Below are 25,903 nucleotides of genomic sequence, written 5' to 3' on the forward strand. Positions count from 1 at the left end.
AATTAAAAGTTTAAAGATATATCTCTATGAACTGAATTACACCTTGCAACAAATTTAGCTTGTTCTTTAGTTAATCTGTTTTGAAGTCTTAGACCAATATTATGTTTGATAGCATCATTATATTTAATTAATTCAGGCATCAAATTCTTATTAGCATCATCTCTCCATGAAACTTCTAAATTGAAAAGATTGAAAGTTTCTGAACTTACTTCAGTTAATTTTTGCTCATCTACCTCATCATTATCTATAACAGATATTAGGTCGTCTAATTTATTTGCAAATTCCTCGGTTCCAGAAATTTCTCCTAGTTTTTCAAAAAGATTATCAATTACTGATATTGAGTTTTCGTAATTTTTATTATCAATATTATATTTTAATTCTTTAATTTCTGATGAAAGTTCTTTTAATTTTTCATTATCATTTATAAACATTACTATTTGATCCAGAGTTTCATAAGCTTCATCAACATTTTTTCTATATCTTTTTGTTCTTGTGTTTTTTGCTTTGTGCAGTATTTCAAACTCTCCATTCTTAGCTTTCCAACTTTCAGGAACTTTATCTTGAAGTTCTTTAATTTCTAGCTCGTAATTCTCGATCTTTAATTCTAATTTATTTTTATTTGATAAGTTATCATCATCTAAATTTCTAATTTCAGCTTTTGTTTTTTTAATTTTCTGGTCTATTTTTCTAATTTTTTTCTCAATTTTTCTTACATTGAAATGCAAGTCCCTATAATCTTTTGTGAATAATTCATATTCTTCCTCTGTTTTTTGAAGTTTTTTAACAATAGCAAAAGTCCCAAGCGCATTATCAAAATGCTCTTCAAAAATATCTAATTTATCCATTGGAAGATTTGCGGGAGTTAATTTCTGCATGTCTTTTATTGCATTAGTAATTCTTTGTTCTTCAGTGTTGTAAATTGCAAATTTATACTCTTGTAAGCAATATTGTAACTTTGGATTCATCGGTGGTGGAGCAACGTTTGACGTTAAATATGTTCTTGCTGGTAGATAGTTTACTAATGATGGATAGAAACCAACAATTCCAAGACCTATTAATTGTAAAATAATGAATGGAACAACACCTTTCCAGATATTTAAAGTAGTAACAAGTTTTGAAGCTACACCCTTTAAGTAAAATAATGCAAAACCAAATGGTGGTGTTAAAAATGAAGTTTGTAAATTAACCCCAATCATTACACCAAGCCAAATTGCACTTACATTAGCTCCTGGTTCAGCTAATAATATCGGAGCAATGATAGGAACAACAACAACGGCTATTTCTATAAAATCAAGAAAGAAACCTAGTAAAAAAATCACTGCCATTACAACAATAAACTGTGTCCAAAATCCCCCTGGCAAATCTTGAAGAAAATCTCTTACTAGCTCTTCACCTCCAAACGCTCTAAATCCAGAGGTTAACATTGCAGCTCCTAATAAAATTATAAAGACCATTGAAGTCGTTACACATGTTTCTGTAACAACCTCTTTTAAAACATTCTCAATTTTGTATGCTCTCCAAAAACTCCAAACAATTCCAATTAAAAAAGTAATAGTAAAAAATCCTGTGATAAAAATTGCTGTAAGATCTCTAGTTTCTACAGCCTTAATATTTAAATTATAATTCTTAGATAAAATATAAATCGGAACAACAGATAAAATTGCAATTATAATTGGATAATAAGCATCTTTTTTTCCTTTATGTAAACGATAACCAGCCATCATGGTTGCACCTATTGCTCCAATTGATCCAGCTTGATTAACGGTTGCAATACCTAAGAGTATAGATCCTAAAACTGCGAAAATTAAAGCAAGGGGAGGAATAATTACTATTAAAACCTTAATCCAAAATTTTGAGTCAAAATTTCCTTTAAATGGAACAGGTGGAGCTGCCTTAGGATTTAATCTTGCATACACAAATACATATAGCATATACAAACCAACCAATACTAAGCCAGGCAATAGTGCTCCCAAAAACATATCTCCTGCAGAAGTAGAACCAACTCTAAATTCTCCTGGCATATTAAATTCACCAGTTAAAATTTTATAATCAGTCTGACGCATAGTATTTGCAACATCAGCTGCACTTGCCAATTGATCGGCAATAATAATTAATACAATTGAAGGAGGTATAATTTGTCCAAGAGTTCCTGAAGAACAGACGATTCCACTTGCTAGACTTTTATCATATTTATTATTAAGCATTGTGGGTAGTGATATTAGTCCCATTGCTATTACTGTTGCACCAACAATACCTGTGGTAGCTGCAAGTAATGCTCCAACAAAAATTACTGATATTCCTAGACCTCCAGGGATGGGTCCAAATAACTGCCCCATTGTAACTAAAAGATCTTCCGCAATTTTTGATTTTTGCAACATGATCCCCATGAAAATAAATAAAGGAATTGCAATTAAAGTATCAGTTTCTACATCCCAGTAGTTACTCCTAAAATTTGTAATACCGGCGGTTAACCATTCTTTAGGGCCATCAACAGCAAAATAAGCACTGCTATCCCCTGCAAACAAATAACCAAAAAAAGCCGCAAGCCCAATTGAAATTATTGCAGATCCAGGTAGAGCAAAAGCTACAGGAAAACCAGAAGCTAAAGCACCAATCATTATAATTACAAGTAAAGCTAAAAATAAGTGTTCCATTTTTTAATTCTTTAAAAGTTTGTGACTACTACTCATAAAGTAGCTAGTAAATTGAGTTAACATACTTACGGCAAATACTGCTAAATAAACTGCCATCAAGTAAAGCAAATATAATCCATTTGAACCTTGTTGAGTGATTTCAAATGAAATTACAGGGCCATTAATGATACTAGCTTTACCACCCATACCTAAAAATATTACAATCAAACATAAAGGAATTCCCAGAATTAATGAACCAATTGCATTAGTCCATGCTTTTTTACGTTCACTAAAACCAGTATAAAGAACATCAACTCTAACATGGCCCTCGTGAATTAACGCATATGCGCTTGCAAATAAATAAAGGGCAGCATACCAAAAACGAACAAGATCACCCTGAAATGCTTGTTCATACTGAAATATGAATCTTGAGAGAACTATCAAAAATTCACTTCCAACAACTAAAACTGCTAACCAAATAAACCCTACGGATCTAGTGAAATAACCAATTACAAAAGAGGCTAATATTAAAGGAAAGTGAATATAAGTAATTCTGAAAGCAGGTTTTACTAAATTAATTTTAACTTGCTCTCCAAAAATTGGCTCAACTAATTTTTCTACAACCATGAATGAGATTAAAAAATCTGCTACTCCAACAATTAATACTGCCCAGAAAGAGGATCTTACAACGTAGGCTGTAATTTTTGTTAAGATCTCAGAATCTGTTTGTAATGTTTGTTTTATAGACTTCAGAACAAAAAATATTACTCCTATAAAAGAAGCAAAATAAAATAGTAATTGAGTATATGATAAGTTTATTGCAAGCCCCTCTAAAGGCTTATTTAATTTTTTAAATCCAAATAATTCATAATGAGCAAAAAGCTTTTTAACTCCTGGCCATTCAAACCAAACTGTTAAAACATTATTTATTAAAAAAACTAGAGTTAAAGCTAAGATAGAATAACTAAATATTCTTATTAAAATAGATAAGTTATTTTTCTCAACCATATTTAAAATCTTTTAGTGATATATAAAAAGAGGGCCCATTTAAGGGCCCTCTAATATTAATTAGAATTAAATTATACTCCTAATGCTCTATTTCTTTGTGCAACATATGGCCCGTCAGACAAGTTAGTCCAAGCACCAATTTCCTTACGACCTTTAACAAAGGCAGCATGTACTTTTTTAGCAAGAGCACTATGTTGTTGAACTTCATCGAAAACTTCAGCAGCACCTTTAGCAAAAGCATCGTAAACTTTATCATTAAACTTCTCTAGTTTAACTCCACTTTCGTTAACTAATCGTGCTAAGGCAGCTCCGTTTTTAGCATTGTATTCGGCCATTGTAGTTGTGTCAGCCCAATCACATGCAGTTTTAATAATTAACTGATCTGATTTTGACAAACTAGTAAACCAAGATTTGTTCACTCCACAAGCTAGTGTAGATCCTGGTTCATGCATTCCTGGATAGTAATAATACTTAGCAGCTTCCTGGAACTTCATAGCTTCATCATTCCAAGGTCCTACCCATTCAGTTGCATCAATTGCTCCAGACACAAGGTTTTCATAAATTTGTCCGCCAGGAAGTGAAATTGGAGAACCACCAAGTTTTCCAAGAACTTGTCCACCCAAACCAGGCATACGCATTTTTAAACCTTTAAAGTCATTAGCTGATCTAATTTTTTTGTTAAACCAACCACCCATTTGCACTCCAGTGTTACCAGCAGCAAAACTTTGTGTTCCGAAATCATCTGTTAATTCATCCCACAACTCTTGTCCACCAGCAAATTTTAACCACGCATTCATTTCAGCATATGTGAAGCCAAATGGAACGGCAGTGAAATATCCAAATGCAGGGTGTTTTTTTACCCAGTAGTAATCAGCACCGTGATACATTTGAGAGTTACCTGATGCAACTTCGTCAAATGAGTCAAATGCTTTTACTCTTTCGTTAGCAGCATAATAAGTAACTTGAATTCTTCCGTCACTCATATCGCTTAATCTTTGAGCAAGTCTTTGTGCACCAGTTCCTAGGCCTGGAAAATCTCTAGGCCAAGTAGCTACCATAGAAGCTTCGACTCTTTCTTTGGCAACTGCTGGAGCAGATAAAGCAACAGCAGCAACACCAGTTGCAGCTGCAGTTTTAAAGAACTTACGTCTTGAAGGTGATCTTGAAACCTTCAATGATTTTTTTTCTTTAATCATTACTCTCTCCTCTTCTTTGTTAATTAACTGTAAAGATTAAATTACAAATGTGCGTTTAAGTCTAGATTAAAATAACTGTAAACTATTGTATTACAATCTGAGGTAGTAAATTTAGGAATTATTAAATTTATTTTTTGTCAAAGAAGGCTTCGTATAACATCATTGATATAGCAAGTATCATCAATATATAAACTGGTAATACATCAAGAAAACCTATCATCATAGATCTTGTAAGTGTTGTTGCTAAACCTAAAAGAAAAAAGATTGCAAAAGAAAGTCCTATTAGTGTTACAAGTTTATTCATTAAATTTTTCACTTTCTTTTTCAAGCCAACTGGAAACTCCTAAGAAACGATTATCGTCATATCTCTCTCCAATAACTTGAATTCCTAATGGTAAATTATTTTCACCCTGAAGTAAAGGAAGTGAAATACAAGGAGTTCCTAAATAAGACCAAACTTTGTTGAAATCAGCTGATCCAGTACTCTTTAGACCTTTTAGGGCAACACCGGGGCTGGATGGTGATAAAACTCCATGATAATCCTCGAATACTTCTTTATATGAGTCATAACTTCTTTTCATAAAATCTATTGCTTCAGCATATTCTTTTGCTGAGTGTTTTCTTCCATTTGCAATTGCATTTTGCATAATTTTTGAAAGTTTTGATTTATAATTTTTATAATAATCACTAAAATTATTAGCTAAATCACTTTCGTAAATTATTTGATGATATTTATGGATATCTTTAAAATAAGAAGGAGTATCATGGACTTCAATATTTTTTTTAAATGTCTTTATAAAATATTCAAAAGCTTCCTTAGATTTTTTGTCAATTGATTTCCAAAATTCAGTTTTATAAAATATGAACTTAGGTTCATATAAAGGACCTTTTTTTACGGCATCAACCATATTATTCGAAGAATAATAAACAGTAGCAGGGTCATGGGAATCTTTTTTAATTAACTCTTTAACTAAATAAGCTATGTCCTCGACTGTTTTTCCAAAAACTCCTAAATGATCAAGTTTTTCGGAAGTCTTTAACACTCCGTTTCTAGAAATTAAGCCAAATGAAGGTTTGTATCCAACAACACCACAATAAGATGCTGGTCTAATTATTGAGCCACCTGTTTGTGATCCAATTGAAAGTGGAGCCATATAAGACGCAATTACTGCAGCAGATCCACTTGATGATCCTCCTGGTGTTCGTGAATAATCATGTGGGTTTTTTGTTTTAGAGGGATTTAAATATGCTAATTCTGTAGTAACTGTTTTACCCATCACAATAGCCCCTGAAGATGTTAATAAATCAATTATTTCTGCATTTTGTGAATATGATTTTCCTTTTCTTATTGGCGTTCCACATTCTGTTGGCATATCTAAAGTACCAACAATATCCTTAACAGCTACAGGAATACCATGTAACGGTCCAGTTGGTTTTCCAGATTTTTTGTAAGCATCTGACTCTTTGGCTTTTTCCAATAACAATTCCTTGTCAAAAAAAGCCCAAGCATTTATATCTTTTTCAAACTTATTAACTCTCTCAATATAAGCTTCACATATTTCGACAGAAGTAATTTGAGAATTTGAAATTTTATTTATTAATTCTTCAACAGAATAATTTACAATTTCATTCATTAAATTAGTTTGCAAATAATTGATCAGGTAACCACAGAGCTATACCTGGAAATAAATACATCAAAACCATTCCAAAAATAACTATCGCCAAGAATGGCATGATGCCTTTGAATACCTCAATTAATTCAACATTTTTAGATTGTACACCTTTTAAATAATAAGCCGACATGGCCATGGGGGGCGTTAAAAATGATGTTTGTAAATTTAACGCAATTAACATAGCAAAAAAATAAGGGTTTACTCCAAAAAATTCTACTAAAGGTAAAAATATTGGAACAAATATAATTAATATTTCAGTCCACTCTAATGGCCAGCCTAATAAGAAAATTATAATTTGTGTAATTACTAAAAATTGCCAAGGCTGTATATCCATTGATTTAAAAAAATGCTCAAATACTTCATGTCCTCCTAAATATGAAAATACTGATGCAAATGTCCAAGATCCAATAAACAACCACATAATCATTGCAGTAGTTTTTGCGGTTAGAAAGACAGACTCTTTAAAATTTTTCCATTTTAGAGATTTATAAAAGAAAGATAAAACTAATGCTCCAAAAGCTCCGACACCTGCTGCTTCTGCAGGAGTAGCCAAACCAGCAAGAATACTTCCTAATACTAAAATAATTAATGAAAATAATGGTAAGAATGAAACCAAAACTTCTTTTAAGATCACTGATCTTGGAGGGATTTCTTCTTTAGGAGGCTTAGGTGCAATTGATGGATTAAAATAAGCCAAAATAATTGCATATAAAATATATAAACCCGCTAACATCAAACCTGGAAATATTGCTGCAGCAAATAATCTTAATGGGGATAACTGAGCAATTACTGCATAAACAATAAGCATAATACTGGGGGGGATTAAAATTCCTAAACATCCTCCAGCACATATTACTCCTGATGCAAATTTTTTATCATAACCAGCCTTCACCATTGCAGGCCAAGCAAGCAAACCCATTAAAGTCACTACTGCTCCTATTATACCCGTTGCTGTAGAAAATAAAGTACAAGTAACAAGGGCAGCGACAGCCATCGAAGCTGGTAGCGAATGAGATGCAAGTCTTATGGCATAAAACAATCTTGCAACTATACCTGCTCTTTCAACTAAATAGCCCATAAATAAAAATAAAGGCACGGCGGTGAGGACATGGTTATCCATGACAGAATAGGTATTTGAAACAAATAAATTAAATATCCTATTATCTAATAGATGATCCATTCTTGACGGATCAAAATATGCGTAATACCCAAATCCTAGACCCATTGCCATTAAAGTAAATGCAATAGGAAATCCTAGTAATACAGCAAACAGAAATATCACCATCATTAAAATTGCAATTTCTGGATTTGTTAGACTAAACAACATCTATTTTTTCTTCCTCTTTAGATTTTCTCATTAAAATTTTCTCTGTTTCTTCTGCACCAGCATCTCTTTCTGGCCAATGACCTGTTCTTATGCAAATAATTGCTCTAAAAACTTCACTAATTCCTTGTAGAGTAAGAAGTATCCCTGATAAAGGTATTAATGATTTTGCCATATAAATTTGAATTTGTGCTGGACTATTCCAACTTGTTTCTTTCACCATCCATGCCTTAGCTGCATATTCATATCCATAAAATGCAAGTGCAATCACCCCTGGAAAAAAGAAGATGAAATATAATATTAAATCAATCCATCCTTGAGCTTTAGTTGGGAACAACCTGTAAATAACATCCCCTCTAACGTGAGCCTCTGTTGCTAATGTGTAAGCTCCAGCCATCATAAATATCGCTCCGTACATTTGTAAACTAAAATCAAAATTCCATAAAGTAGGAGCATTAAATGCGTAAGCCATGACGACCTCATAGCATGTTCCACCCATTAAAATTACTATGCACCACGAAAAGGCTTTACCCATTGATGAGCTAAGAGTGTCTGCAAATTTTATATAAGAGTACATATTTAACTAGCTTATCTTAATTTTCTTAATAAATTCAATTAAAAAAAAGGGGGCTCAAAAGCCCCCTTAATTTTTTATATATTTAAACCTTAGATTTTAACTTTCGCTAACGGACCAAACTCGTTTTCGTAAGCAAGTCTGTAGTTAGGTTGATTCATTAGTAAGTATTTCATTACTCTTTTCGCGTAAGCTTTTTGAGAATCAACAATCTTCTTAAAGAATGGATCTTTAGAAGAGAAATCACCTACAACTTTATCCCAACCTTTTAACTGCTCTGCTAAAATTGCATCTGAAGTTTGGTAAACGTTTACTTTATGCTCATTCATCAATTTAGATAAATCAGCTGAGTATCTTACCAAAGCTTTAAAGTAGTTAGCGGTATTTGCTGCATACGAAGCATTTTTTAATATTGCTTGGTTTGCAGGAGATAAGCTATTAAATGTTTTTTTGTTAATAGGTATTTCAAACATCTCTTGCGATTGGTGGAAAGATCCTAAGTGATAATGCTTAGAAACATCTTGCATACCAAATTGAGAGTCTGAAGTAGGGTTGTTAAACTCAGCAGCTTCAATCAAACCAGTTTTCATTGCTGGCTGAATTTCACCACCTGGTAATTGTCTAACTACCATACCCATTGCGGTAAGAACGTTAGTTGCAAGACCAACTGTTCTATACTTCATACCTTTAACGTCACTTACTTTAGTTACGTTCTTTTTAAACCAACCAAATGGTTGAGCTGGCATAGGCATCGCAAAAACACCAACATAGTCGTATCCAACTTTTGCTAATGTTTCTTCATACAATGCTCTTCCACCACCTTCTTCCATCCAAGCCATTACTTCTTGAGATGATAGACCGTAAGATGGGCCAGTTCCGAAAAGAGACGCGGCAGGATTTTTTCCATACCAATAAGCAGTAACCCAGTGTCCCATATCAAGAACACCGTCACTTACAGCTTGTCCAATTTCTCCAGTTTTTACAACTGCTCCAACAGGTTGAAGATCAATTTTTAAACTTCCACCTGACATGTCTCCAACCATTTTGGCATAGTCTCCAGCCATTTCAAAAAAGATGTTTGCACCTGATGGCCATGCTGCTTGCATCTTTAATGTTTGCGGAGCACCAAAAGCAACATTTGGCATTGCTACAGCTGTTGCTGCGGCTGCACCAGTTGCTGCTGCGGCTTTGAAGAACTTTCTTCTTGAAGGAGTTTTAGAACCCTTCAATGATTTTTTATTTTTAATCATTTCTTCTCCTCTAGTTAATTAACTGACTGGAAGTAAAACATAGATTCAGATTAGAGTCTTTCTAAAAAGAGGCACAGATTGTCACTATTATTGTAAAATTAAAAATTTTTACAATTTAAGGTTGAGTTTAAATTAATTTGTTGTCCTCATACACACAACATTTTTCAGCGGGTATATGAAGTTTAACGTTCTGATTTGGTATTTCGGTTTCTCTAGTAACTTTTGATTTAATTGTAAAGCTTCCCATTCTAGCTGTGATTAATTTATAGTTTCCAAGATCCTCAACTTTTTCAACATTAACATCTACTAAATTTTCATTTTGATTTTGTGCGATCTTAATAAATTCTGATCTAATCCCTAATTTAATATTTTTAGTTTTTAAATTAGATAAATTTGTATGAGTTTTAATTAAAGTATTGTTTATTTTTAAACTATCGTTTGAGGAAGCTTCACTTTCAAATAAGTTCATAGCTGGTGATCCAATAAAGTATCCAACAAATGTAGTATTTGGTCTTTCAAAAAGTTCTTTAGGGGAACCGGTTTGAACCACCTCTCCTTCACTCATTACTATTATGTTATCTGCAAAAGTCATCGCTTCGTTTTGATCGTGCGTTACATAAACTAATGTTGTTTTATATTGCTCATTAATTTCTTTAAGATTTCTTCTTAATTTAAATTTTAAGTCTGGGTCAATAACAGTTAAAGGCTCATCCATTAGAACAGCGGCAACATCTTCTCTTACAAGACCTCTTCCTAAAGATATTAATTGCTTTTGATCTGCTGTTAATTTTCTTGCAGGAGAATTTAAAAAAGATTTTAAATTTAAAGTTTCAGCAACTGAATTAACTCTTTCATCGGTTTTGCTTTTAGAAAAATCTCTACATTTAAGTGGAAAAGCTAAATTTTCATAAACAGTCATTGTATTATAAATAACTGGAAATTGAAAAACTTGAGCAATATTTCTATCTTCTGTTTTAAAATCTGTAACATCTTTATCATCAAATAATATTCTTCCAGCAGAAGGCCTTACTAAGCCAGATACAATATTTAGCATTGTAGTTTTTCCGCATCCAGAGGGACCTAAGATTGCGTAACGATTTCCATTTTCCCATGTCATAGAGAAAGGATTTAAAGCAAAAACTGGATTTGGGTCATTTGGATTGTATGAATGAGATATGTTGCTTAAATCAATTTTAGCCATTCAAACCTCCAAAAGGCGAAGATGCTAATTTTCCATCAGCATGAAACGCATAGGCTCTATCAATTTTAAAATTAATTTTTACTTTATCGTGTATCTTAAAGTTTAGAACTTCTTCTATTGAAACTATAATTTTTGTATCTCCTCTTTTTAAATGTAACAATGTTTCTGAACCACTAATTTCTGCAAGCTCAACTTCAAATTCGTGTCCGTTTTCGTTTAATTGAATATCAGAAGATCTTAATCCGATTTTTAAACCATCTTCGGTTAATTTAGATAAATGTTGCGGAGCCTCTACATCTATTCCTTCAAATTGAATATTATCATCTGAAATTTTAGCTTCAATAATATTCATTGGTGGATCATTAGAAATTTCTGCAACTTTTAAAGAGTTAGGGTTTTCAAATATTTCTTTAGCTGGACCAACTTGTAAGACCTTGCCTTCGTCTAACACAATAACTTCACCATTTAATTCCATAGTTTCCCTAGGATCAGTAGTTGAATAAATTAATATTGTTTCATCTGCTAACCCTTTAGAAAATAAGTTTTTAAATTCTTCTCTGAGTTGCTCTCTCAATTTGTAGTCTAAGTTTACTAGAGGCTCATCTAGCAACAATATCTTAGCGTTTTTTACTAGAGATCTTGCAAGCGAAACCCTCTGTTGCTGTCCTCCAGAAAGTTCTTGAATCTTTCTATTTTCATAACCTAACAAGCCTACAGACTTTAAAGCATCCATTACTTTTTCATTAATAATACTTTGATCCATTTTTCTTTGTTTCAAAGGAAAGGCTATGTTTTCAAAAACATTTAAATGAGGATAGTTTATAAATTGCTGATAAACCATTGCTACATTTCTTTCCCAGACGGGAATTTTTAAAAAATTTTTACCATCAAATTCAATTTCACCACTATCTGGTGTTAAAAGACCAGCTATTGTTTTTAATAGAGTTGTTTTTCCAGACAATGTTCTTCCTAGAATTGTATATAGATTTCCTTCTTTAAAATTAAACGATACTTCGTTTAGATGATATTGATCATCTGGTTTATATGATAAATTATTTGCAACTAAATCCATTACTTAATAGCTCCTGATAAATTTCCTTTTGATAAATATCGTTCAACTATAAATGCAACAATAATTAATGGTGCTACTGAAACTAAAGCTGATGCTGATAAGCTCCACCAAGGAGTTACAGACGAATTTAATGCAACAATTTTAACCGGTAATAACTGGACCTCTGTAAATGTTAAAATGAAAGCAAAGAAAAAATCAATCCATCCAAAAATTATACAAAACATTCCTGCAACAATTAAACCAGGTATTGAATTTGGTAAGACCACTTTTAAAAATGCTTGATAAGGATTACAACCATCAATTAGAGCTGTCTCGTCAATTTCTATTGGCACTTTATTAAAAAAGTCGACCATAATCCAAACTGCTATTGGCATTAATAAAACAATATAAACAACAATTAGCCCAGTCAGACTATCTAATAAATTTATTGAACTTAAAAATAAGAAAAATGGAATTGATAAAACAATTGGAGGCATAATTCTTTGGGAAATAAAGAAAAAAGTGATGTCATTATTTTTTACAAAACCTGCCTTGAATGTATATCTTGATAGTGCGTATGCAGACAATGTTCCAAGAATAATGCTAATTAAACTTGCCGTACAAGTTACAAACAGACTATTAAAATAAGGTTCAATTATATCTACACCACCTTTAGCTGGTGATTTAATTAAAACTTTCCATCCTTCTAAATTAGGTTCAAAATCTACCCATGGAATATATGTTACTCCACCATTAACAGACTGAAAGTCTTTAAAGGATGTTGTTAAAGCCCAAAGAAAAGGTGCTACGACAAATACTGTCCAAACAACAATAAAGAAATATTTTAAAAAAATATATAATTTATTCATACTCTACTCTTTCAATAAAACTTTAGTTAAAACTTTTGCTATTATTGTTAAACTTATGATCATAATTATTAAGTAGGTGAATGACATTGAAGCTGCATAACCCATCTGAAATTCTCTTAGCCCTTTTATAAAAATATAAAAACTTGAAGTTTCGGTTGAAGTTCCTGGACCACCAGAAGTTAAAACGTAAACTGTATCCATTATCTTTGAGGCCTCAATTAACCTTATAATTATTGCTCCAATGGATATAGGGGCCATCAATGGAAATGTTACATAAATAAATTTTCTGACTGGACTAGCGCCATCAATCGCAGCAGCTAAAAATGGTTCTTTAGGCAATGATAATAAGCCTGCCAACAAAAGCAGAAACATAAAAGGTGTCCATTGCCATACCTCAACTATAATTACTGTAAATTTTGCGATAACTGGGTCTGTCAACCATTTGGGAGCTACACCAAAAATTGATAACAAATCATTTACTGGTCCAAGAGACTCATGAAAAAAAGTTCTCCAAATAACTGTCATGATCACCGGGGTTGTCATCATTGGAACTAAAAAAAGAACTCTAAAAAATCTTTTAAATTTAATATCTTTCCAAACCATATGTGCCAGTGCAAAACCAATCACATATTGTAAGATAACTGTTGTAACTGATAAAAAACTCAATCTAAAAAATGACTCCCAGAATCTAGGGTCATCAGTAAATAATCTTATGTAATTTTCTAAACCAATGTAATCTAAACCAGGATTATAACTATTCCATCCTGACAAACTTAATCTAACTACGAAAATTATTGGGAAAATTAATATTCCTATCAACACAAATAAACCTGGAAACAGAAAGAAATATTTATGCTTAAAATTCATTTATATAAAAAGGATTATATTATTTTTGTAATATGTGGCCATTTAAATCAATGGCCACATAAAGTATTTTTAAATTATAGCTTGTTGTCTTCCATTTTGACACCAACAGCATAGGCATCTTGAACCGCTTTTTTACCTACTCTGCTTACAATTGCTTCCCACTCTTTAGCAACTTCGTCTAAAGCTTCTTGAGGAGATAATTGTCCTGCTAAAGCTTTTGAAGTTCCTGTAGCAACAGCACTTGTAAATTCAAATACACCTGGAACTCTTAGAGGGAAAACTCTGTTATTACTCTTTTCCATATCTAAAAGTGTTTGAGTGTAACTGTTAGCAATTTCAGGATCCCAACCCATACTATTGATATAGATGTTAGGGTCAAAGTCTGAGTTTTTAAATGGGTTAACACCAAATCTACCAATAGCTAAATCAGCTTGGTGGTTTGCACCATTAGAAAAGAAGCAAAGATAATCAAATGCCATATCTTTTACCTTACTTTTCTTCGCAACACCTACGGCCCAACCCCAAACAATGTAAGGAGCCTGGTTGTATTGGTTTTCCCAGCTATTAGATACTCTGTTCCAAACTCTATCAGCGCCTGGAAGTGGAGCTGCACCAACTTTATTTTTAATTGGGCTGTCATCTTGCATCGCTGCAATAAATGCATCGTCCCAAGAGAAACTAAATAAAGTTTGTCCACCACCAAATGATCCGATTTCATCACCTAGACCAAAGTTAGTTCCTCCTGGAGGAACATATTTAGTAGCTTCAACCCAATCAGTTAATGCCTCAACAAATCCTGGGTTATTGATATTTGGCTTCATAGTTTCTAAATCAAAAAAGAAACCACCTGGAGTTCTAGGGTTTTTAGCATAAGCAACTGATCTGCTGAAAAAGGCTGCAAACATTAAGTCGTCTTTTTTCATAACTTCAGCTGAACCATATTCTTTTTCACCATCTCCATCCCAGTCCCAATCATTGAAATATTTAGCCATTTGAGCGTATTCTTTCCAAGTTCTCGGAACTCTCAACTCATTACCTGTGTCAGCTTTATATTTCTTCTGCATTTCTGGATTATCAATGACATCTTTTCTATATTTTAAATAATGTCTGTCACCATCAACTGGGTATTGATACATAGTTCCATCCCAAGATGATACACCCATATGAGATTTAGTTACGTCTTTCATCTCAGGTGAGTTCATATACTTCTTAGGAACTGGTGCTAAATATCTTTTCCAGTCATTGATGAAGTTAGAAAATCCAAACACAACATCATAAGGAGCTTGTCCAGCTTGGAAAGGAACCATTGCTTTTGAGTACAAATCACCTGCTGGTGTATGTGTAACTTCAACTTTTGCGCCAGTTAATTTCTCAAACTGTTCAGCATGTAAAGCTGTTGGCTCTCCCATTACTGGAATTGCGTGAGTGTTTATTTTAAGAGTTTTTCCTTTGTAATTTTTCTTAGACATCTTCTCATAAGAACAGTCACCAGGAATATCTCCTGTAGCTTTGATATGTGGAAACTGATCGCTCCACTTATCAGCATATGCCATAGGACTAAATATCATTAAACTTGATATAATAGCCGTCAAGCAAGTTTTCATTAGTTTCATTATTACCTCTCTCTTCCTTTACTTAATTACGGAACTAAAACAGCTCGTCCCTTAACTTTACCGTCGTTAAGATCATGGAGCGCTTTATTAGCATCGTCCAATTTATATTCTTGCATGGATAGCTTCACTTTTCCTCGATCAGCTAACTCCATCAATTCATATAATTCAGACCACGTTCCCACTAAATTACCTACGATTGTTTTTTCAGAAATAATTAAATCAACTGCTAATGATTTAATTTCTTCCCCATATCCAACAATGTAGTAAAAACCACCATTAGAAGTCATTTGAATTCCCATGGCAGTAGATCCTTTTTCACCTACGAAATCGATAACAGCTTCTGAACCTTTTCCTTTAGTTAGCTCTTGAACTTTTTCAATTTCATTTCCATCAATTAAAACTCCGTGATCACCACCAAGTTCCATTGCATGTTTTAAAGCCGCTTCAGATTTCTCAACTATAATAATGTCAGCCGCGCACATTGCTTTCAAACATTGAATAGCGATATGACCTAAACCTCCTGCACCAATTATTGTGCAGCTTTGACCTGGCAATAAATGTCTTGTTGCCTTTTTAACAACTCTATAAGCTGTAAGACCTGCATCTGAAAAAGGTGCAACATCTTTAGGTGCTAAAACTTTTGGAAGCTTAATTAAATTTCTAACACTCGTTTTTAATAGCTCTGAATATCCTCCTTCTTTAATACTTAAACCAGGAAATGCTCCAGCAGCAGCATGCATATCATTACCTCTTCTACAATCTAAACAAGTACCACCCGTTCCTGATATTAATGGGTGTAAAATGACTGGGTCACCTTTTTTATATTCTGTAACATCCTTACCTACGTCCTCTACCCATCCTGCATTTTCATGTCCCATCACACATGGTAACAAAGTTCCATCTGGATCTTGAATATGTTTCCATACTCCTTCGATTATATGTAAATCTGTTCTGCAAACTCCTGCAGCACCAATTTTAACAATTACATCTGATGCCTTCTCAATCTTTGGATCTGGCATTTCTTCACCTGTAACCCAAACTTTTTCCTTCATTTCTGGATCATACTTGTGCAAAACCTGTGCTTTCATCGTTTTCTCTCCCTTTTAATTTCTAAAACATTATTAAAAAATTGAATTGCTATGGAGTCAATGCCGCTTTTAAGTGTTCAATTAGTGGACAAATACAACCTGTGGTTAGTTGTTGAATACACGATTTTTAATTATCTTTTTCAAATGGGAAATTTATCTTCACTCAAAAAAGAGTTTAAAAATATCCTAAAAAAAAGAGGAATGATGTCCTATGAGATGGGCAAAGAAATTTCTGATAGTTGGTCGAGGTGTATTACTGAGGGGCTTAATCCATTTCAAGATCCAAAACAAAGCGTCGTATCTTCAATTGAATTAAAAGAGATTAAAGAAAAAAATGAGTCTCTTAGAAAAATAGTTCTTCCTGAATTAGAACTTCTATACTCTCAAATTGCTGGTACCAATTTTATGGTCGCGTATTCAGACGAGAATGGTTTGGTACTTGATACAATATATGACAAAACTTGTCTTCAAACCGATGTAGGTAAAACAGTTATACCGGGATCTATATGGGCTGAGAAAGTTTGTGGTACAAATGGTTTAGGATTATCTGTTGAATTAAAAAAACCAACAATAGTTTCTGGTAAAGAACATTTTTTTACAGCACATGAAAATATATCTTGTTTCGCAAGTCCAATAATTAATTATGACGGTAAGACTATTGGAATTATAGATGCTTCAACTGACTATATGTCTAGAGAGCAACATACTCTAGCCTTAGTAAAACTGGCAACCAGAAGTATCGAAACAAAATTATTTTTAAAAAAGTTTGAGAATGAATTAATTTTATCCTTTCATCCTCGACAAGAATATTTATCAACAACCAGTGTAGGTTTGTTGGCTGTCAATGGAGATGGTCTAATAGTAGGTGCAAACAGTAATGCAAAAATTATGCTTAATGGATTAGTAGATCTTAAAAATGAAAATTTTAATAAAATTTTTACTAATTCATTTTCATCTATTGCATCAGATTTATTAAATAATAAAACATTAAAAATAACTGATCATTTAGGCTCATCTGTTTTTGTGGTCAAAAGTCAAATATTTAAGAAAAACAAATTTGTTGAAACAAAAAAAGAAAAGAAAAGGAGTACTTGTAAAAATTGTGAAGATACAAAAATTAAAAGAGAGAAATGTACCTTAATTAGGTCAACTTTTGATGAAACAAATAATATCTCTGCAACTTCTAGAAAATTAGGTGTTTCTAGAACAACAATTTATAAACACTTACAATAAATTTATTTAATCAATTGGATAGTCCCAAGCATTACCGCCTATAACTTTAGAAATCGCCGAAAAATCTTTAGTATCATTTCCTTCTTTACAAAATTGGTCATAAATTTCTAGAGCCATTTTTCCTAATGGTGTTTGAGCATTTACGCTTTTCGCACAATCATTTGCAAGTTTAAGATCTTTATTCATCATTCCTGCAGAGAAGCCTGGACGATAATTATTATTTGAAGGCGTGCCATCAATTAAACCAGGCAAAGGTGGATAAACAGAAATTGGCCAACTGTTACCTGATGCATTTTTCATAATTTCATGAACTTTTTTAATATCTATATTTAATCTTTTTGCTAACATTAATGACTCTGAAGCAGCAATCATTGCAATTCCTAGGGCCATATTGTTACAAATCTTAGCACCATTCCCACTACCTAAATTACCTGCATGAAATATATTTTTTCCCATGATTTTTAATAAAGGAAGCGCTTTTGCAAAAGCTTCCTTTGATCCACCAACCATTATATTTAAAGTTGCTTTTTGCGCTCCCATTACTCCACCACTAACTGGCGCATCAATCATTTCTATTCCTTTTTCTGAAGCTTTTTTTCCAATCTTGGTAGAAGTTTGAATATCAATTGTAGAACAATCAATTAGCAAACAATTTTTTGAAACTTTATTTATTATTCCATTATCACCTAAATAAACTTCCTTAGAATGCTTGCCCTCTGGAAGCATAGTAATAACCGTCTCAACTTGATCTGTAATTAAATCATCTAAATTTTCCACTGTTTCAAGATTTTTATCTTTTGCAATCCCAAGAATTTTTTTTGAGACATCAAAAACTTTTACAGATTTACCTGCCTTCATTAAATTTTCAGCCATTGGACAACCCATGTTGCCAACGCCGATGAAAGCTATCGATTGAGACATTTTAATTTACTTTATTAATACAATTTCCAGTTCTAAAAAACTCATCTAAATTATCAATTGCTAAATTTCCCATTGCAATTCTTGTATCTTTTGTTGCACTGCCCAGATGAGGTAAAACAAAAGCACTTGGAATTTTTAAATAACCAGGATTTAGATTTGGCTCATTTTTATAAACATCTAATCCTGCTGCATAAATTTTTCTTCTATTCAATGCATCAATTAAAGCTTCATCATCAACTATATCACCTCTTGCAACATTAGTTATCACAGCACCTTTGGGGAAATACTCAACAGTATCTTTATTTATCAAGTTCTCTGTTTCTTTTGTAGCTGGACAACAAATTGATAAAACATCTGAGACTGAAAAAAGACTTTTTATGCTGTCATGATATGTTGCACCTTGCTCTTTATCTTCACTTAATTTTGAACGATTATGATAATGAATAACCATACCTAAAGATTTTGCAATTTTTGCAATTTTTTGGCCAATACGACCCATACCTAAAATTCCTAATCTTGTCCCTGTTAATTGTTTCCCAATTAAATAATCAGCAGACCATTTCCATCCACCTTCTTTTGCAGACTCTATTCCTTCGGAAGCTCTTCTGCACGCTCCTAAAATTAACAAAATTCCGATTTCTGCTGTAGCATCTGACAAAACTTCTGGTGTATTTGTTACTGCTATACCCTTTTTCTTTGCTGCTTCTAAATCAATGTTTCCAAATCCAACTGCAAAATTTGAAATAATTTTTACAGAGTCCGGTAATTGATTAATTGTTTCTGCATCTAATTTTTCAGTTAATGATGATAATATACCGTCAAATCCTTCACTCATTTCAATAATTTTTTTTTGTGAATAAAGTTCATCATTAGTGTTAAATTTTGCATCAAATAATTTAGATGCTTTGTCTTCACTTTCTCTTATTAAACGTCTTGTAATTAAAACCTTTTTCATAATTTTTATTTTAAAATTTCAGGTTTTGGTCCTCCAGTGTACCAATCTAAAACTTCAATTGTATGTAATATTGGAACTTTAGTACCATGAGCGATTTGGGTAATACAACCAATATTTCCTGTAGAGATAAAATCTGGATTTAAACTTTCAATATTATTTACTTTTTTCTTTAATAATTGTTTTGCAATTTTTGATTGCAAAATGTTGTAGGTACCAGCTGATCCACAACATATATGTCCTTCTGGAATTTCCATAATTTCATTATTAGTTTTCTCAAGTAATGAAACTGGCTGTGAATGAACCTTTTGACCATGCTGCATTGAACACGCAGAGTGATATGCTACTTTATATTTTTTTCCTTTATCTTTAATATCAAGTTTCAAACTTTCGAATATATATTCTGATATATCTTTTGTAAGTTCTGATATTACTTTGGCTTTTTTACTTAGCTCTTTATCTTCACGAAAAATAAATCCATAATCTTTCATGGTTGTTCCACAGCCGGACGTATTTGATAAAATTGCATCCAAATTTCCTTTTTGATGCTCCTCATACCAAGTGTTTATATTATTTTTAAAATCTAGATGAGCATCCTCCTCTTTTCCAAGATGATGATTTAAAGATCCACAACAACGAATTTTTTTTGGAACAACTACTTCTACACCGTGTCTGTTTAATAACCTTATTGTTGCTTCATTAATTTGAGGAGATATTTCTTTTTGTACACATCCTGTTAAAAGAGCAACCCTAGCAATTCTTTTTTCAGTGGAGGATTTATAAACTTCTTTTATTGGTAAACTTTTTTTAGGAAAATTTGTAGGCATTAATTCAATCATATCCTTAATTTTTGATGGCAATAAGAATTTGAAAGGCTTTGATAATTTTACTAATAAACTTGATAATCGAAAAACTTTTGTATTTGGAAGAGTAATAGATAAAAAATACCTTATTAATTTATCAAAGAAAGATCTTTGATAATTTTTTTCAATATATTTTTTTCCATGGTCAATTATATGCATGTAATTTACTCCTGCAGGACAAGTAGTCATACAGCTGTAACATGAGAGGCATCGATCGATATGCTTTACAACTTTTTCGGTAGGTTTCCTATTATTTTCGAGCATATCTTTAATAAGATAAATACGTCCTCTAGGACCATCTAACTCATCACCAAGAAGTTGATGCGTAGGGCAAGTAGCATTACACATTCCACAATGCACACATTTTTTAAAAACTTTTTCGTTCGCAAAATTGTCAGGATCTCTAAGTTGTTCTTCTGTAAATTTTGTTTGCATTAAACTCCTCTATACATTTTCCCTGGGTTTAAAATCCTTTTAGGATCAAAACTTTGTTTTACTTTTTCAGAAATCATTAAACGTACTTTATCAATAGTAAAAATAGCTTCTCCATAATCATATTCGGATGAAGTTTTAATTACTGTCAAATAACCTCCAAAATCTTTTGCCATTTGTTTTAAGTCTTTAATCTTTTCTTCTTTTTTACTATTAACTTCAATCCAAAATAACGACCCACACCAATCAACAAAATAGTTATGGTTGTTTTCTAGATGTTTGCATAGTTTTGAACCATTTGCAGGTGGTATCACCATTCGTATTAAATTATGCTCAGTCTTTTCAAATACCTCTAAATTATTCACTTTTTTCCAAAATGGTTCTGATTGATAAACATCAAGAGTAGAAATATCTGAATTACTTAATTTAAGTTCTTTTTTTAAATTGTTAATTTTTTCTTCAATTGAAATTTTGTCACCTTCAACTCTAAATGCTATAAATGAAATATTTGATTTAAGATCATTAAACTTAAAAACAGAATTTTTTTTAGTAACAAAATCTTTATCCTTTGATTGTTCGGGAACAAAAACGGCACCAGAAATTTCGCTACTTGAGCTAGATAGTTTATTAAAAAAATCATAAATTTGTTCGAAATTACTAGGATAAATTATTACAGTTTTAGAAGAATCTTTCTTAGGTAGCACCTTTAATGTAATTTCGGTTAAAGCAACAAGAGTACCAAACGAACCAGCTATAAGTTTTGATAAATCATAACCTGTAACGTTCTTAACAACAGTACCACCTGATTTAATTATATCTCCTTTTCCATTAACTCCCTTAAAACCTAGGACATGATCTCTCACACTACCAACTTTAAATCTTCGTGAACCTGCATAGTTGCAAGATAAGTATCCTGCTATTGTCCCTTTATTTGACTTACCTTCTTTAATATACCCAAAGTCTATTGGTTCAAAAGCTAGCTCTTGATTATTTTCGATTAAGACCTGCTCGATTTCATTGATTGGAGTACAAGCTTTAACTTTGATATACAATTCTTCAGGTCTATAATCGATAATACCTGAGATTTTAGATAAAGACGTGGTATTAGCTGACTGCGTTTTATTTCCAATAAAACTTTTTGAATTGTTACCGATAATTTCTGTTGGAGAATCTTGTTTATATAGTTCCCTAATTAAATCTGAAACTTCTGTCTCATCTTTGGGATAATAGATATTGTTAGAATCTTGGAAGATCTGGGAATTTATCTTTATTTTTGTGGACATGAACCCTTCCTTCCTCTGCACATTTTCTAAGTATAGGATAAACTTTTCCAGGATTTAATAAATTTTTTTCATCTAATGACTTTTTAATACTCAATTGTTGTTGAATATCATTATTATTAAACATTTCACACATAAGTTCTCGCTTTTCTATACCAACACCATGCTCTCCTGTAATTACTCCACCAAGTCTCACACATGTTTTTAATATTTCTGAACCAAACTCTTCAGTTTTTCTAAGTTGTTCTTTATCATTTCCATCAAACATAATAAGTGGATGTAAATTTCCATCACCTGCGTGAAAACAATTTGCCACTGGTAGTTCATATTTTTCAGATAATTTTTTTATTTCTAATAATGCTTCAGCAAGCTTACCTCTTGGAATGGAACCATCCATACAATAGTAATCAGGTGCCATAGCTCCACACGCTGGAAAAGCTGCTTTTCTTCCAGCCCAAAATGAAAGTCTTTCTTTCTCACTATTACTAAGTTTAAGACTAGAACAATTATTTTTTTTACAGATTGCCTCTACTTTTTTAATTAACTCATTAACCTCTGATTCTGTTCCATCAAGTTCAACTATTAATAATAATTCTGCGTCTCGTGGATATCCTGCTTTACTAAAATTATCTGTTGCCTCAATTAAGGCTTTATCCATTATTTCCATTCCTGCTGGAACTATTCCACTTGAAATAATTTCTGAAGCTGCATCTCCACCTTCTTTAATAGATGGAAAACCTATCAAAGCCGCTTTTACAACTTCGGGTGTTCTTAAAATTTTTACTGTAACTTCGGTGACAACCCCCAACAATCCTTCTGAACCACAAATTAAACCCATAAGATCATATCCCTCTTGATCAAACGATTTGCCTCCAAATCTGCAAATAGTTCCATCCATCATAACCATTTGTACACCTAAAATATTGTTTGTAGTCGTTCCATACTTTAATGAATGAACACCACCTGAATTTTCGGCAACATTTCCACCTATAGAACATGCTAACTGGCTCGAAGGATCTGGTGCATAGTAAAAACCTTTGTGTTGAACTGCATGAGTAATTCCTAAATTTGTTACTCCTGGCTGAGTCACAACACATTTGTTTTCGTAATCAATTTCTAATATTTTATTAAATTTACCTAAACCAAGTAGAATAGCATCCTGAAGAGGCAACGCTCCTCCAGATAAACCCGTGCCAGCGCCTCTTGGTACGACTTTAATATTTTCACTATGACAATATTTTAATATCTCACTAACTTCCTCAGTGTTTTCTGGAAGTACTACGGCTAATGGTGTTTGTGTATAAACTGATAAAGCATCAGTTTCATATGGTCTTAGTTCATCAGCCTCACTCAATACATTTTCTATATTAGTTAACTTTGAAAGTTTTTTTACTATTTCACTTTTTCTATTTAAAATAGAACTATCAATTTTTGGTAAAGCTATTTCAGACATAGCTTAGCCTAACATTTTTTTGATATTTTCCAATGCGTTAGAAATGTTATCTCGAGAAGCTGCAAAGCTAAATCTTACGTAATCTTTGCATGTTTTTCCAAAAGCTGTACCTGGAACTATAGCAACACCTGCTTCATGCATGGCTCTTTTACAGAATTCGCTTCCATCCATTCCAGTTCCAATAACTTTAGGAAATGCATAAAATGCTCCACCAGGTAAACTACATTCTACACCTGGCAAACTATTTAAACCTTCGTGAATTAATTTTCTTCTTAATGTAAATTTTTCCATCATCTCATGAATTGAATCATCTGGTCCATCTAAAGCAGCGATACCTGCAAACTGAGCAGCAGCATTCACACATGATACACTATTGATTAATAATTTATTTACATGTTCTACTAAATTCTCTGGCCAAAAACTCCAACCGAGTCTCCAACCTGTCATAGAGTAAGCTTTACTCCATCCTTCTAAGACAATTAATCTATCTCTTAATTCAGGGTAATTAAAAAATGTCGGCATTTCTTTTTCATCAAAAATTTGTCTGCTGTAAATTTCATCACTTAAAATAGTTACGTGAGGATGTTTTTTTAAACCTTCAGCTAATTTATCTATTTCTGGTTTTTCTACAAAACTGCCTGTTGGATTATTTGGATTTATTAAAATCAACAATCTAGTTTTATCAGTAATTAAAGATAAAATTTTGTCTGCACTGAACTTAAGATCTTTGTCTTCTGTTAAGTCATAAGGAACTGCAGTTGAGCCTGTATAATTAATCATAGACTCATAAATTGGAAAAGCAGGTGTTGGATGAATAATTTCAACTCCAGGCTCACCAAAACATTGTATTGCATAATGCATTGTCGGTTTTCCACCTGGCATAATTAAAATTCTTTCAGGATCTACATCTGCACTGTAACGCTTTTTAATCCATCTAGTTACTGCTTGTCTACATTCTAAAATTCCATTTGAAAGAACATATCCATGATGACCATCGTCTAAAGCTTTTTTAGCTGCATCAACAACATGTTTTGGAGTTTTAAAATCAGGCTGACCTAATCCTAAATGAATCATAGGTTTCCCTTGAGCTTCAAGTTTTTTTGCCTCAGCTAAAACTGAAAAAGCACTTTCTGTTCCAAGTCTATTTAAAGATTTTGCTAATTCCATAATAAAAATTTAAATTAAAAAGGGAAACTAAACGAAAAATAGTTTTTTGTCTATTTAGATAAAATAATTAATTTTGTTAATTAATTGTTAAATTTCCTTTATTTTAGTCTCTGTAGATTATTTTTGACGCATCAAGTTCTTTTACAGACTTACAGCCCATTAAAATCATATTTCTTCTAATTTCTTTTTGCATATTTTCCAACAACCTCTCAACACCTTTTTGTCCACCAGCCCCTAAACTAAAAAGAAACGCTTTTCCAAAACTACATGCTGTTGCTCCAGCTGCTAAAGCTTTAAGAACATGAGTTCCTCTTCTAACACCACCATCAAGAATAATTTCTAATTTATCACCAACTGCATCTGAAATTGCTTTAACTTGATCAAAAGGAGATCTTGATCCATCAAGTTGTCTTCCTCCATGATTTGAAATCATTATTGCCGTACAACCAATGTCTATTGCTTTTTTAGCATCTTCTACTGACATTACTCCTTTTAGCGCCATTGGTTTGTTCCATTTTTTAATACAATATTCTGCATCTTTCCAATTCATTGCTGGATCGTACTGTTCATTAATATAATCCATAACTGATTTTGCAATGTTGGTACCTTTATCAGTTTTATTTTTAATGTTTGCTAATTCAAATTTTTTATTGGTAAAATATTTAAAAACCCATCCCGGTCTCATTGCAAAACTCAATAAACTATCTAAAGTAAACTTAGGTGGTGTAGTAAATCCAGTTCTATGATCTCTCTCTCTATTTCCAGCAACTAGTGTATCAACTGTAATGCACATTCCATCAAAATTAGCTCTACTGCATCTTTCAATCAAATCATCGGTAATTGATTTATCTTTATGAATATAAAGTTGAAAAAGTTTTGGCCCACTAGAAACATTTGCAACCTCTTCAATTGAAAAAGATGCCATTGTGGACATGCTATAAATTGTATCAAATTTTTCAGCTGCTCTAGCAGAAGCTTTATCACCCTCAGGGTCATACAAACTTTGCATTGCCGTTGGAGATAAAAATAATGGCATACTAATTTTTCTTCCAAAAACAGTAGTAGATAAATCTGGCTCTCCAACACTATTCAAAATATTTGGAACTAAATCACAATCATTAAATGCATCGGTATTTCTATTTAAAGTAACTTCGTCATCTGCACCACCATCAATATAGTGGAATATTGGAGCTGGTAATTTTTTTTTAGCTAATTTTCTAAAATCATCAAAATTATAGCAATCATTAATATTCAT

General features: G+C 32.4%; 22 protein-coding genes. 1 reads left to right on the top strand and 21 read right to left on the bottom strand.

From position 1 onward, the window contains the following. Positions 1-2 precede the first annotated feature (2 nt). From ACTT9R_RS02145 to ACTT9R_RS02210, 14 genes are all read right to left on the bottom strand, one after another. Complete coding sequence (locus ACTT9R_RS02145) at positions 3-2,654, bottom strand: TRAP transporter large permease subunit (RefSeq protein ID WP_440926428.1); 2,652 nt, start codon at positions 2,652-2,654, stop codon at positions 3-5. Positions 2,655-2,657: 3 nt separating this feature from the next. Continuing rightward, positions 2,658-3,641: a TRAP transporter small permease subunit gene (locus ACTT9R_RS02150; RefSeq protein ID WP_440926429.1), complete on the bottom strand. Its 984-nt coding sequence runs from the start codon at positions 3,639-3,641 to the stop codon at positions 2,658-2,660. A 71-nt stretch (positions 3,642-3,712) separates the two neighbouring features. After that, complete coding sequence (locus tag ACTT9R_RS02155) at positions 3,713-4,837, bottom strand: TRAP transporter substrate-binding protein (protein WP_023854623.1); 1,125 nt, start codon at positions 4,835-4,837, stop codon at positions 3,713-3,715. A 127-nt stretch (positions 4,838-4,964) separates the two neighbouring features. Next, the gene (locus ACTT9R_RS02160; protein WP_440925802.1) at positions 4,965-5,141 is read right to left on the bottom strand and encodes a hypothetical protein; all 177 of its coding nucleotides are present in this window, start codon (positions 5,139-5,141) and stop codon (positions 4,965-4,967) included. Further along, positions 5,134-6,471, bottom strand: coding sequence for an amidase (locus ACTT9R_RS02165; protein WP_440926430.1), 1,338 nt, complete (start codon positions 6,469-6,471; stop codon positions 5,134-5,136). Before ACTT9R_RS02165 ends, ACTT9R_RS02160 begins: the two co-directional genes overlap by 8 nt. 4 nt (positions 6,472-6,475) lie before the next feature. Beyond that, entirely contained in the window at positions 6,476-7,837 is a 1,362-nt protein-coding gene (locus ACTT9R_RS02170; protein ID WP_440926431.1) for a TRAP transporter large permease, read from the bottom strand. Beyond that, a complete protein-coding gene (locus ACTT9R_RS02175) occupies positions 7,827-8,411 on the bottom strand; it encodes a TRAP transporter small permease subunit (protein WP_440926432.1) in 585 nt (194 codons plus the stop codon). Before ACTT9R_RS02175 ends, ACTT9R_RS02170 begins: the two co-directional genes overlap by 11 nt. 89 nt (positions 8,412-8,500) lie before the next feature. After that, the gene (locus tag ACTT9R_RS02180) at positions 8,501-9,658 is read right to left on the bottom strand and encodes a TRAP transporter substrate-binding protein (RefSeq protein ID WP_440925806.1); all 1,158 of its coding nucleotides are present in this window, start codon (positions 9,656-9,658) and stop codon (positions 8,501-8,503) included. A 127-nt stretch (positions 9,659-9,785) separates the two neighbouring features. Further along, a complete protein-coding gene (locus ACTT9R_RS02185) occupies positions 9,786-10,859 on the bottom strand; it encodes an ABC transporter ATP-binding protein (RefSeq protein ID WP_440926433.1) in 1,074 nt (357 codons plus the stop codon). After that, on the bottom strand, positions 10,852-11,931 hold the full coding sequence (locus ACTT9R_RS02190; RefSeq protein WP_440926434.1) for an ABC transporter ATP-binding protein: 1,080 nt from the start codon (positions 11,929-11,931) through the stop codon (positions 10,852-10,854). The genes ACTT9R_RS02185 and ACTT9R_RS02190 overlap by 8 nt, the downstream gene beginning before the upstream one ends. Continuing rightward, on the bottom strand, positions 11,931-12,779 hold the full coding sequence (locus ACTT9R_RS02195) for a carbohydrate ABC transporter permease (protein ID WP_440926435.1): 849 nt from the start codon (positions 12,777-12,779) through the stop codon (positions 11,931-11,933). The genes ACTT9R_RS02190 and ACTT9R_RS02195 overlap by 1 nt, the downstream gene beginning before the upstream one ends. Before the next feature lie 3 nt (positions 12,780-12,782). Then, complete coding sequence (locus tag ACTT9R_RS02200) at positions 12,783-13,646, bottom strand: carbohydrate ABC transporter permease (protein ID WP_440926436.1); 864 nt, start codon at positions 13,644-13,646, stop codon at positions 12,783-12,785. Positions 13,647-13,720: 74 nt separating this feature from the next. Further along, positions 13,721-15,259 carry an extracellular solute-binding protein gene (locus ACTT9R_RS02205; RefSeq protein ID WP_440926437.1) on the bottom strand — a complete coding sequence of 513 codons (1,539 nt, stop codon included), beginning with the start codon at positions 15,257-15,259 and terminating at the stop codon, positions 13,721-13,723. 26 nt (positions 15,260-15,285) lie between these two features. After that, a complete protein-coding gene (locus ACTT9R_RS02210) occupies positions 15,286-16,347 on the bottom strand; it encodes an NAD(P)-dependent alcohol dehydrogenase (protein ID WP_440926438.1) in 1,062 nt (353 codons plus the stop codon). 51 nt (positions 16,348-16,398) lie between these two features. Here ACTT9R_RS02210 and ACTT9R_RS02215 point away from each other — a divergent pair, with 51 nt between their 5' ends. After that, positions 16,399-17,580 (top strand): GAF domain-containing protein, encoded by a 1,182-nt coding sequence (locus ACTT9R_RS02215; RefSeq protein ID WP_440926439.1) that lies wholly within the window; start codon positions 16,399-16,401, stop codon positions 17,578-17,580. Positions 17,581-17,586: 6 nt separating this feature from the next. Here the strand turns inward: ACTT9R_RS02215 and mmsB are convergent, their stop codons facing one another. The 7 genes from mmsB to ACTT9R_RS02250 all read right to left on the bottom strand — a co-directional run bounded on the left by mmsB (position 17,587) and on the right by ACTT9R_RS02250 (position 25,903). Further along, a complete protein-coding gene (gene mmsB / locus ACTT9R_RS02220) occupies positions 17,587-18,501 on the bottom strand; it encodes a 3-hydroxyisobutyrate dehydrogenase (RefSeq protein WP_440926440.1) in 915 nt (304 codons plus the stop codon). A gap of 1 nt (position 18,502) precedes the next feature. Further along, entirely contained in the window at positions 18,503-19,456 is a 954-nt protein-coding gene (locus ACTT9R_RS02225; RefSeq protein ID WP_440926441.1) for a 2-hydroxyacid dehydrogenase, read from the bottom strand. Positions 19,457-19,461: 5 nt separating this feature from the next. Beyond that, entirely contained in the window at positions 19,462-20,751 is a 1,290-nt protein-coding gene (glcF, locus tag ACTT9R_RS02230) for a glycolate oxidase subunit GlcF (RefSeq protein ID WP_440926442.1), read from the bottom strand. Next, positions 20,751-22,031, bottom strand: coding sequence for an FAD-binding protein (locus ACTT9R_RS02235; RefSeq protein ID WP_440926443.1), 1,281 nt, complete (start codon positions 22,029-22,031; stop codon positions 20,751-20,753). The genes glcF and ACTT9R_RS02235 overlap by 1 nt, the downstream gene beginning before the upstream one ends. Beyond that, a complete protein-coding gene (locus ACTT9R_RS02240; RefSeq protein ID WP_440926444.1) occupies positions 21,985-23,481 on the bottom strand; it encodes an FAD-linked oxidase C-terminal domain-containing protein in 1,497 nt (498 codons plus the stop codon). Before ACTT9R_RS02240 ends, ACTT9R_RS02235 begins: the two co-directional genes overlap by 47 nt. Positions 23,482-23,484: 3 nt before the next feature. Continuing rightward, positions 23,485-24,648, bottom strand: a complete 1,164-nt coding sequence (locus ACTT9R_RS02245; protein ID WP_440926445.1) for a pyridoxal phosphate-dependent aminotransferase — start codon at positions 24,646-24,648, stop codon at positions 23,485-23,487. Positions 24,649-24,751: 103 nt separating this feature from the next. Beyond that, positions 24,752-25,903 (bottom strand): alpha-hydroxy acid oxidase, encoded by a 1,152-nt coding sequence (locus tag ACTT9R_RS02250; RefSeq protein ID WP_440926446.1) that lies wholly within the window; start codon positions 25,901-25,903, stop codon positions 24,752-24,754.

The sequence above is a fragment of the Candidatus Pelagibacter sp. genome, from assembly GCF_052049835.1.
GTDB lineage: Bacteria > Pseudomonadota > Alphaproteobacteria > Pelagibacterales > Pelagibacteraceae > Pelagibacter.

Excerpts from the sequence above, each read along its gene's own strand:
- ACTT9R_RS02225 (WP_440926441.1), bottom strand. The coding sequence starts at position 19,456 with ATGAAAAAGGTTTTAATTACAAGACGTTTAATAAGAGAAAGTGAAGAC.
- ACTT9R_RS02210 (WP_440926438.1), bottom strand. The coding sequence starts at position 16,347 with ATGAAAGCACAGGTTTTGCACAAGTATGATCCAGAAATGAAGGAAAAA.
- ACTT9R_RS02195 (WP_440926435.1), bottom strand. The coding sequence starts at position 12,779 with ATGAATAAATTATATATTTTTTTAAAATATTTCTTTATTGTTGTTTGG.
- ACTT9R_RS02245 (WP_440926445.1), bottom strand. The coding sequence starts at position 24,648 with ATGGAATTAGCAAAATCTTTAAATAGACTTGGAACAGAAAGTGCTTTT.
- ACTT9R_RS02170 (WP_440926431.1), bottom strand. The coding sequence starts at position 7,837 with ATGTTGTTTAGTCTAACAAATCCAGAAATTGCAATTTTAATGATGGTG.
- ACTT9R_RS02185 (WP_440926433.1), bottom strand. The coding sequence starts at position 10,859 with ATGGCTAAAATTGATTTAAGCAACATATCTCATTCATACAATCCAAAT.
- ACTT9R_RS02250 (WP_440926446.1), bottom strand. The coding sequence starts at position 25,903 with ATGAATATTAATGATTGCTATAATTTTGATGATTTTAGAAAATTAGCT.
- ACTT9R_RS02155 (WP_023854623.1), bottom strand. The coding sequence starts at position 4,837 with ATGATTAAAGAAAAAAAATCATTGAAGGTTTCAAGATCACCTTCAAGA.
- mmsB (WP_440926440.1), bottom strand. The coding sequence starts at position 18,501 with ATGTCTCAATCGATAGCTTTCATCGGCGTTGGCAACATGGGTTGTCCA.
- ACTT9R_RS02180 (WP_440925806.1), bottom strand. The coding sequence starts at position 9,658 with ATGATTAAAAATAAAAAATCATTGAAGGGTTCTAAAACTCCTTCAAGA.
- ACTT9R_RS02215 (WP_440926439.1), top strand. The coding sequence starts at position 16,399 with ATGGAGTCAATGCCGCTTTTAAGTGTTCAATTAGTGGACAAATACAAC.
- ACTT9R_RS02145 (WP_440926428.1), bottom strand. The coding sequence starts at position 2,654 with ATGGAACACTTATTTTTAGCTTTACTTGTAATTATAATGATTGGTGCT.
- ACTT9R_RS02165 (WP_440926430.1), bottom strand. The coding sequence starts at position 6,471 with ATGAATGAAATTGTAAATTATTCTGTTGAAGAATTAATAAATAAAATT.
- ACTT9R_RS02205 (WP_440926437.1), bottom strand. The coding sequence starts at position 15,259 with ATGAAACTAATGAAAACTTGCTTGACGGCTATTATATCAAGTTTAATG.
- ACTT9R_RS02200 (WP_440926436.1), bottom strand. The coding sequence starts at position 13,646 with ATGAATTTTAAGCATAAATATTTCTTTCTGTTTCCAGGTTTATTTGTG.
- ACTT9R_RS02190 (WP_440926434.1), bottom strand. The coding sequence starts at position 11,931 with ATGGATTTAGTTGCAAATAATTTATCATATAAACCAGATGATCAATAT.
- ACTT9R_RS02235 (WP_440926443.1), bottom strand. The coding sequence starts at position 22,031 with ATGTCCACAAAAATAAAGATAAATTCCCAGATCTTCCAAGATTCTAAC.
- ACTT9R_RS02160 (WP_440925802.1), bottom strand. The coding sequence starts at position 5,141 with ATGAATAAACTTGTAACACTAATAGGACTTTCTTTTGCAATCTTTTTT.
- ACTT9R_RS02175 (WP_440926432.1), bottom strand. The coding sequence starts at position 8,411 with ATGTACTCTTATATAAAATTTGCAGACACTCTTAGCTCATCAATGGGT.
- ACTT9R_RS02240 (WP_440926444.1), bottom strand. The coding sequence starts at position 23,481 with ATGTCTGAAATAGCTTTACCAAAAATTGATAGTTCTATTTTAAATAGA.
- ACTT9R_RS02150 (WP_440926429.1), bottom strand. The coding sequence starts at position 3,641 with ATGGTTGAGAAAAATAACTTATCTATTTTAATAAGAATATTTAGTTAT.
- glcF (WP_440926442.1), bottom strand. The coding sequence starts at position 20,751 with ATGCAAACAAAATTTACAGAAGAACAACTTAGAGATCCTGACAATTTT.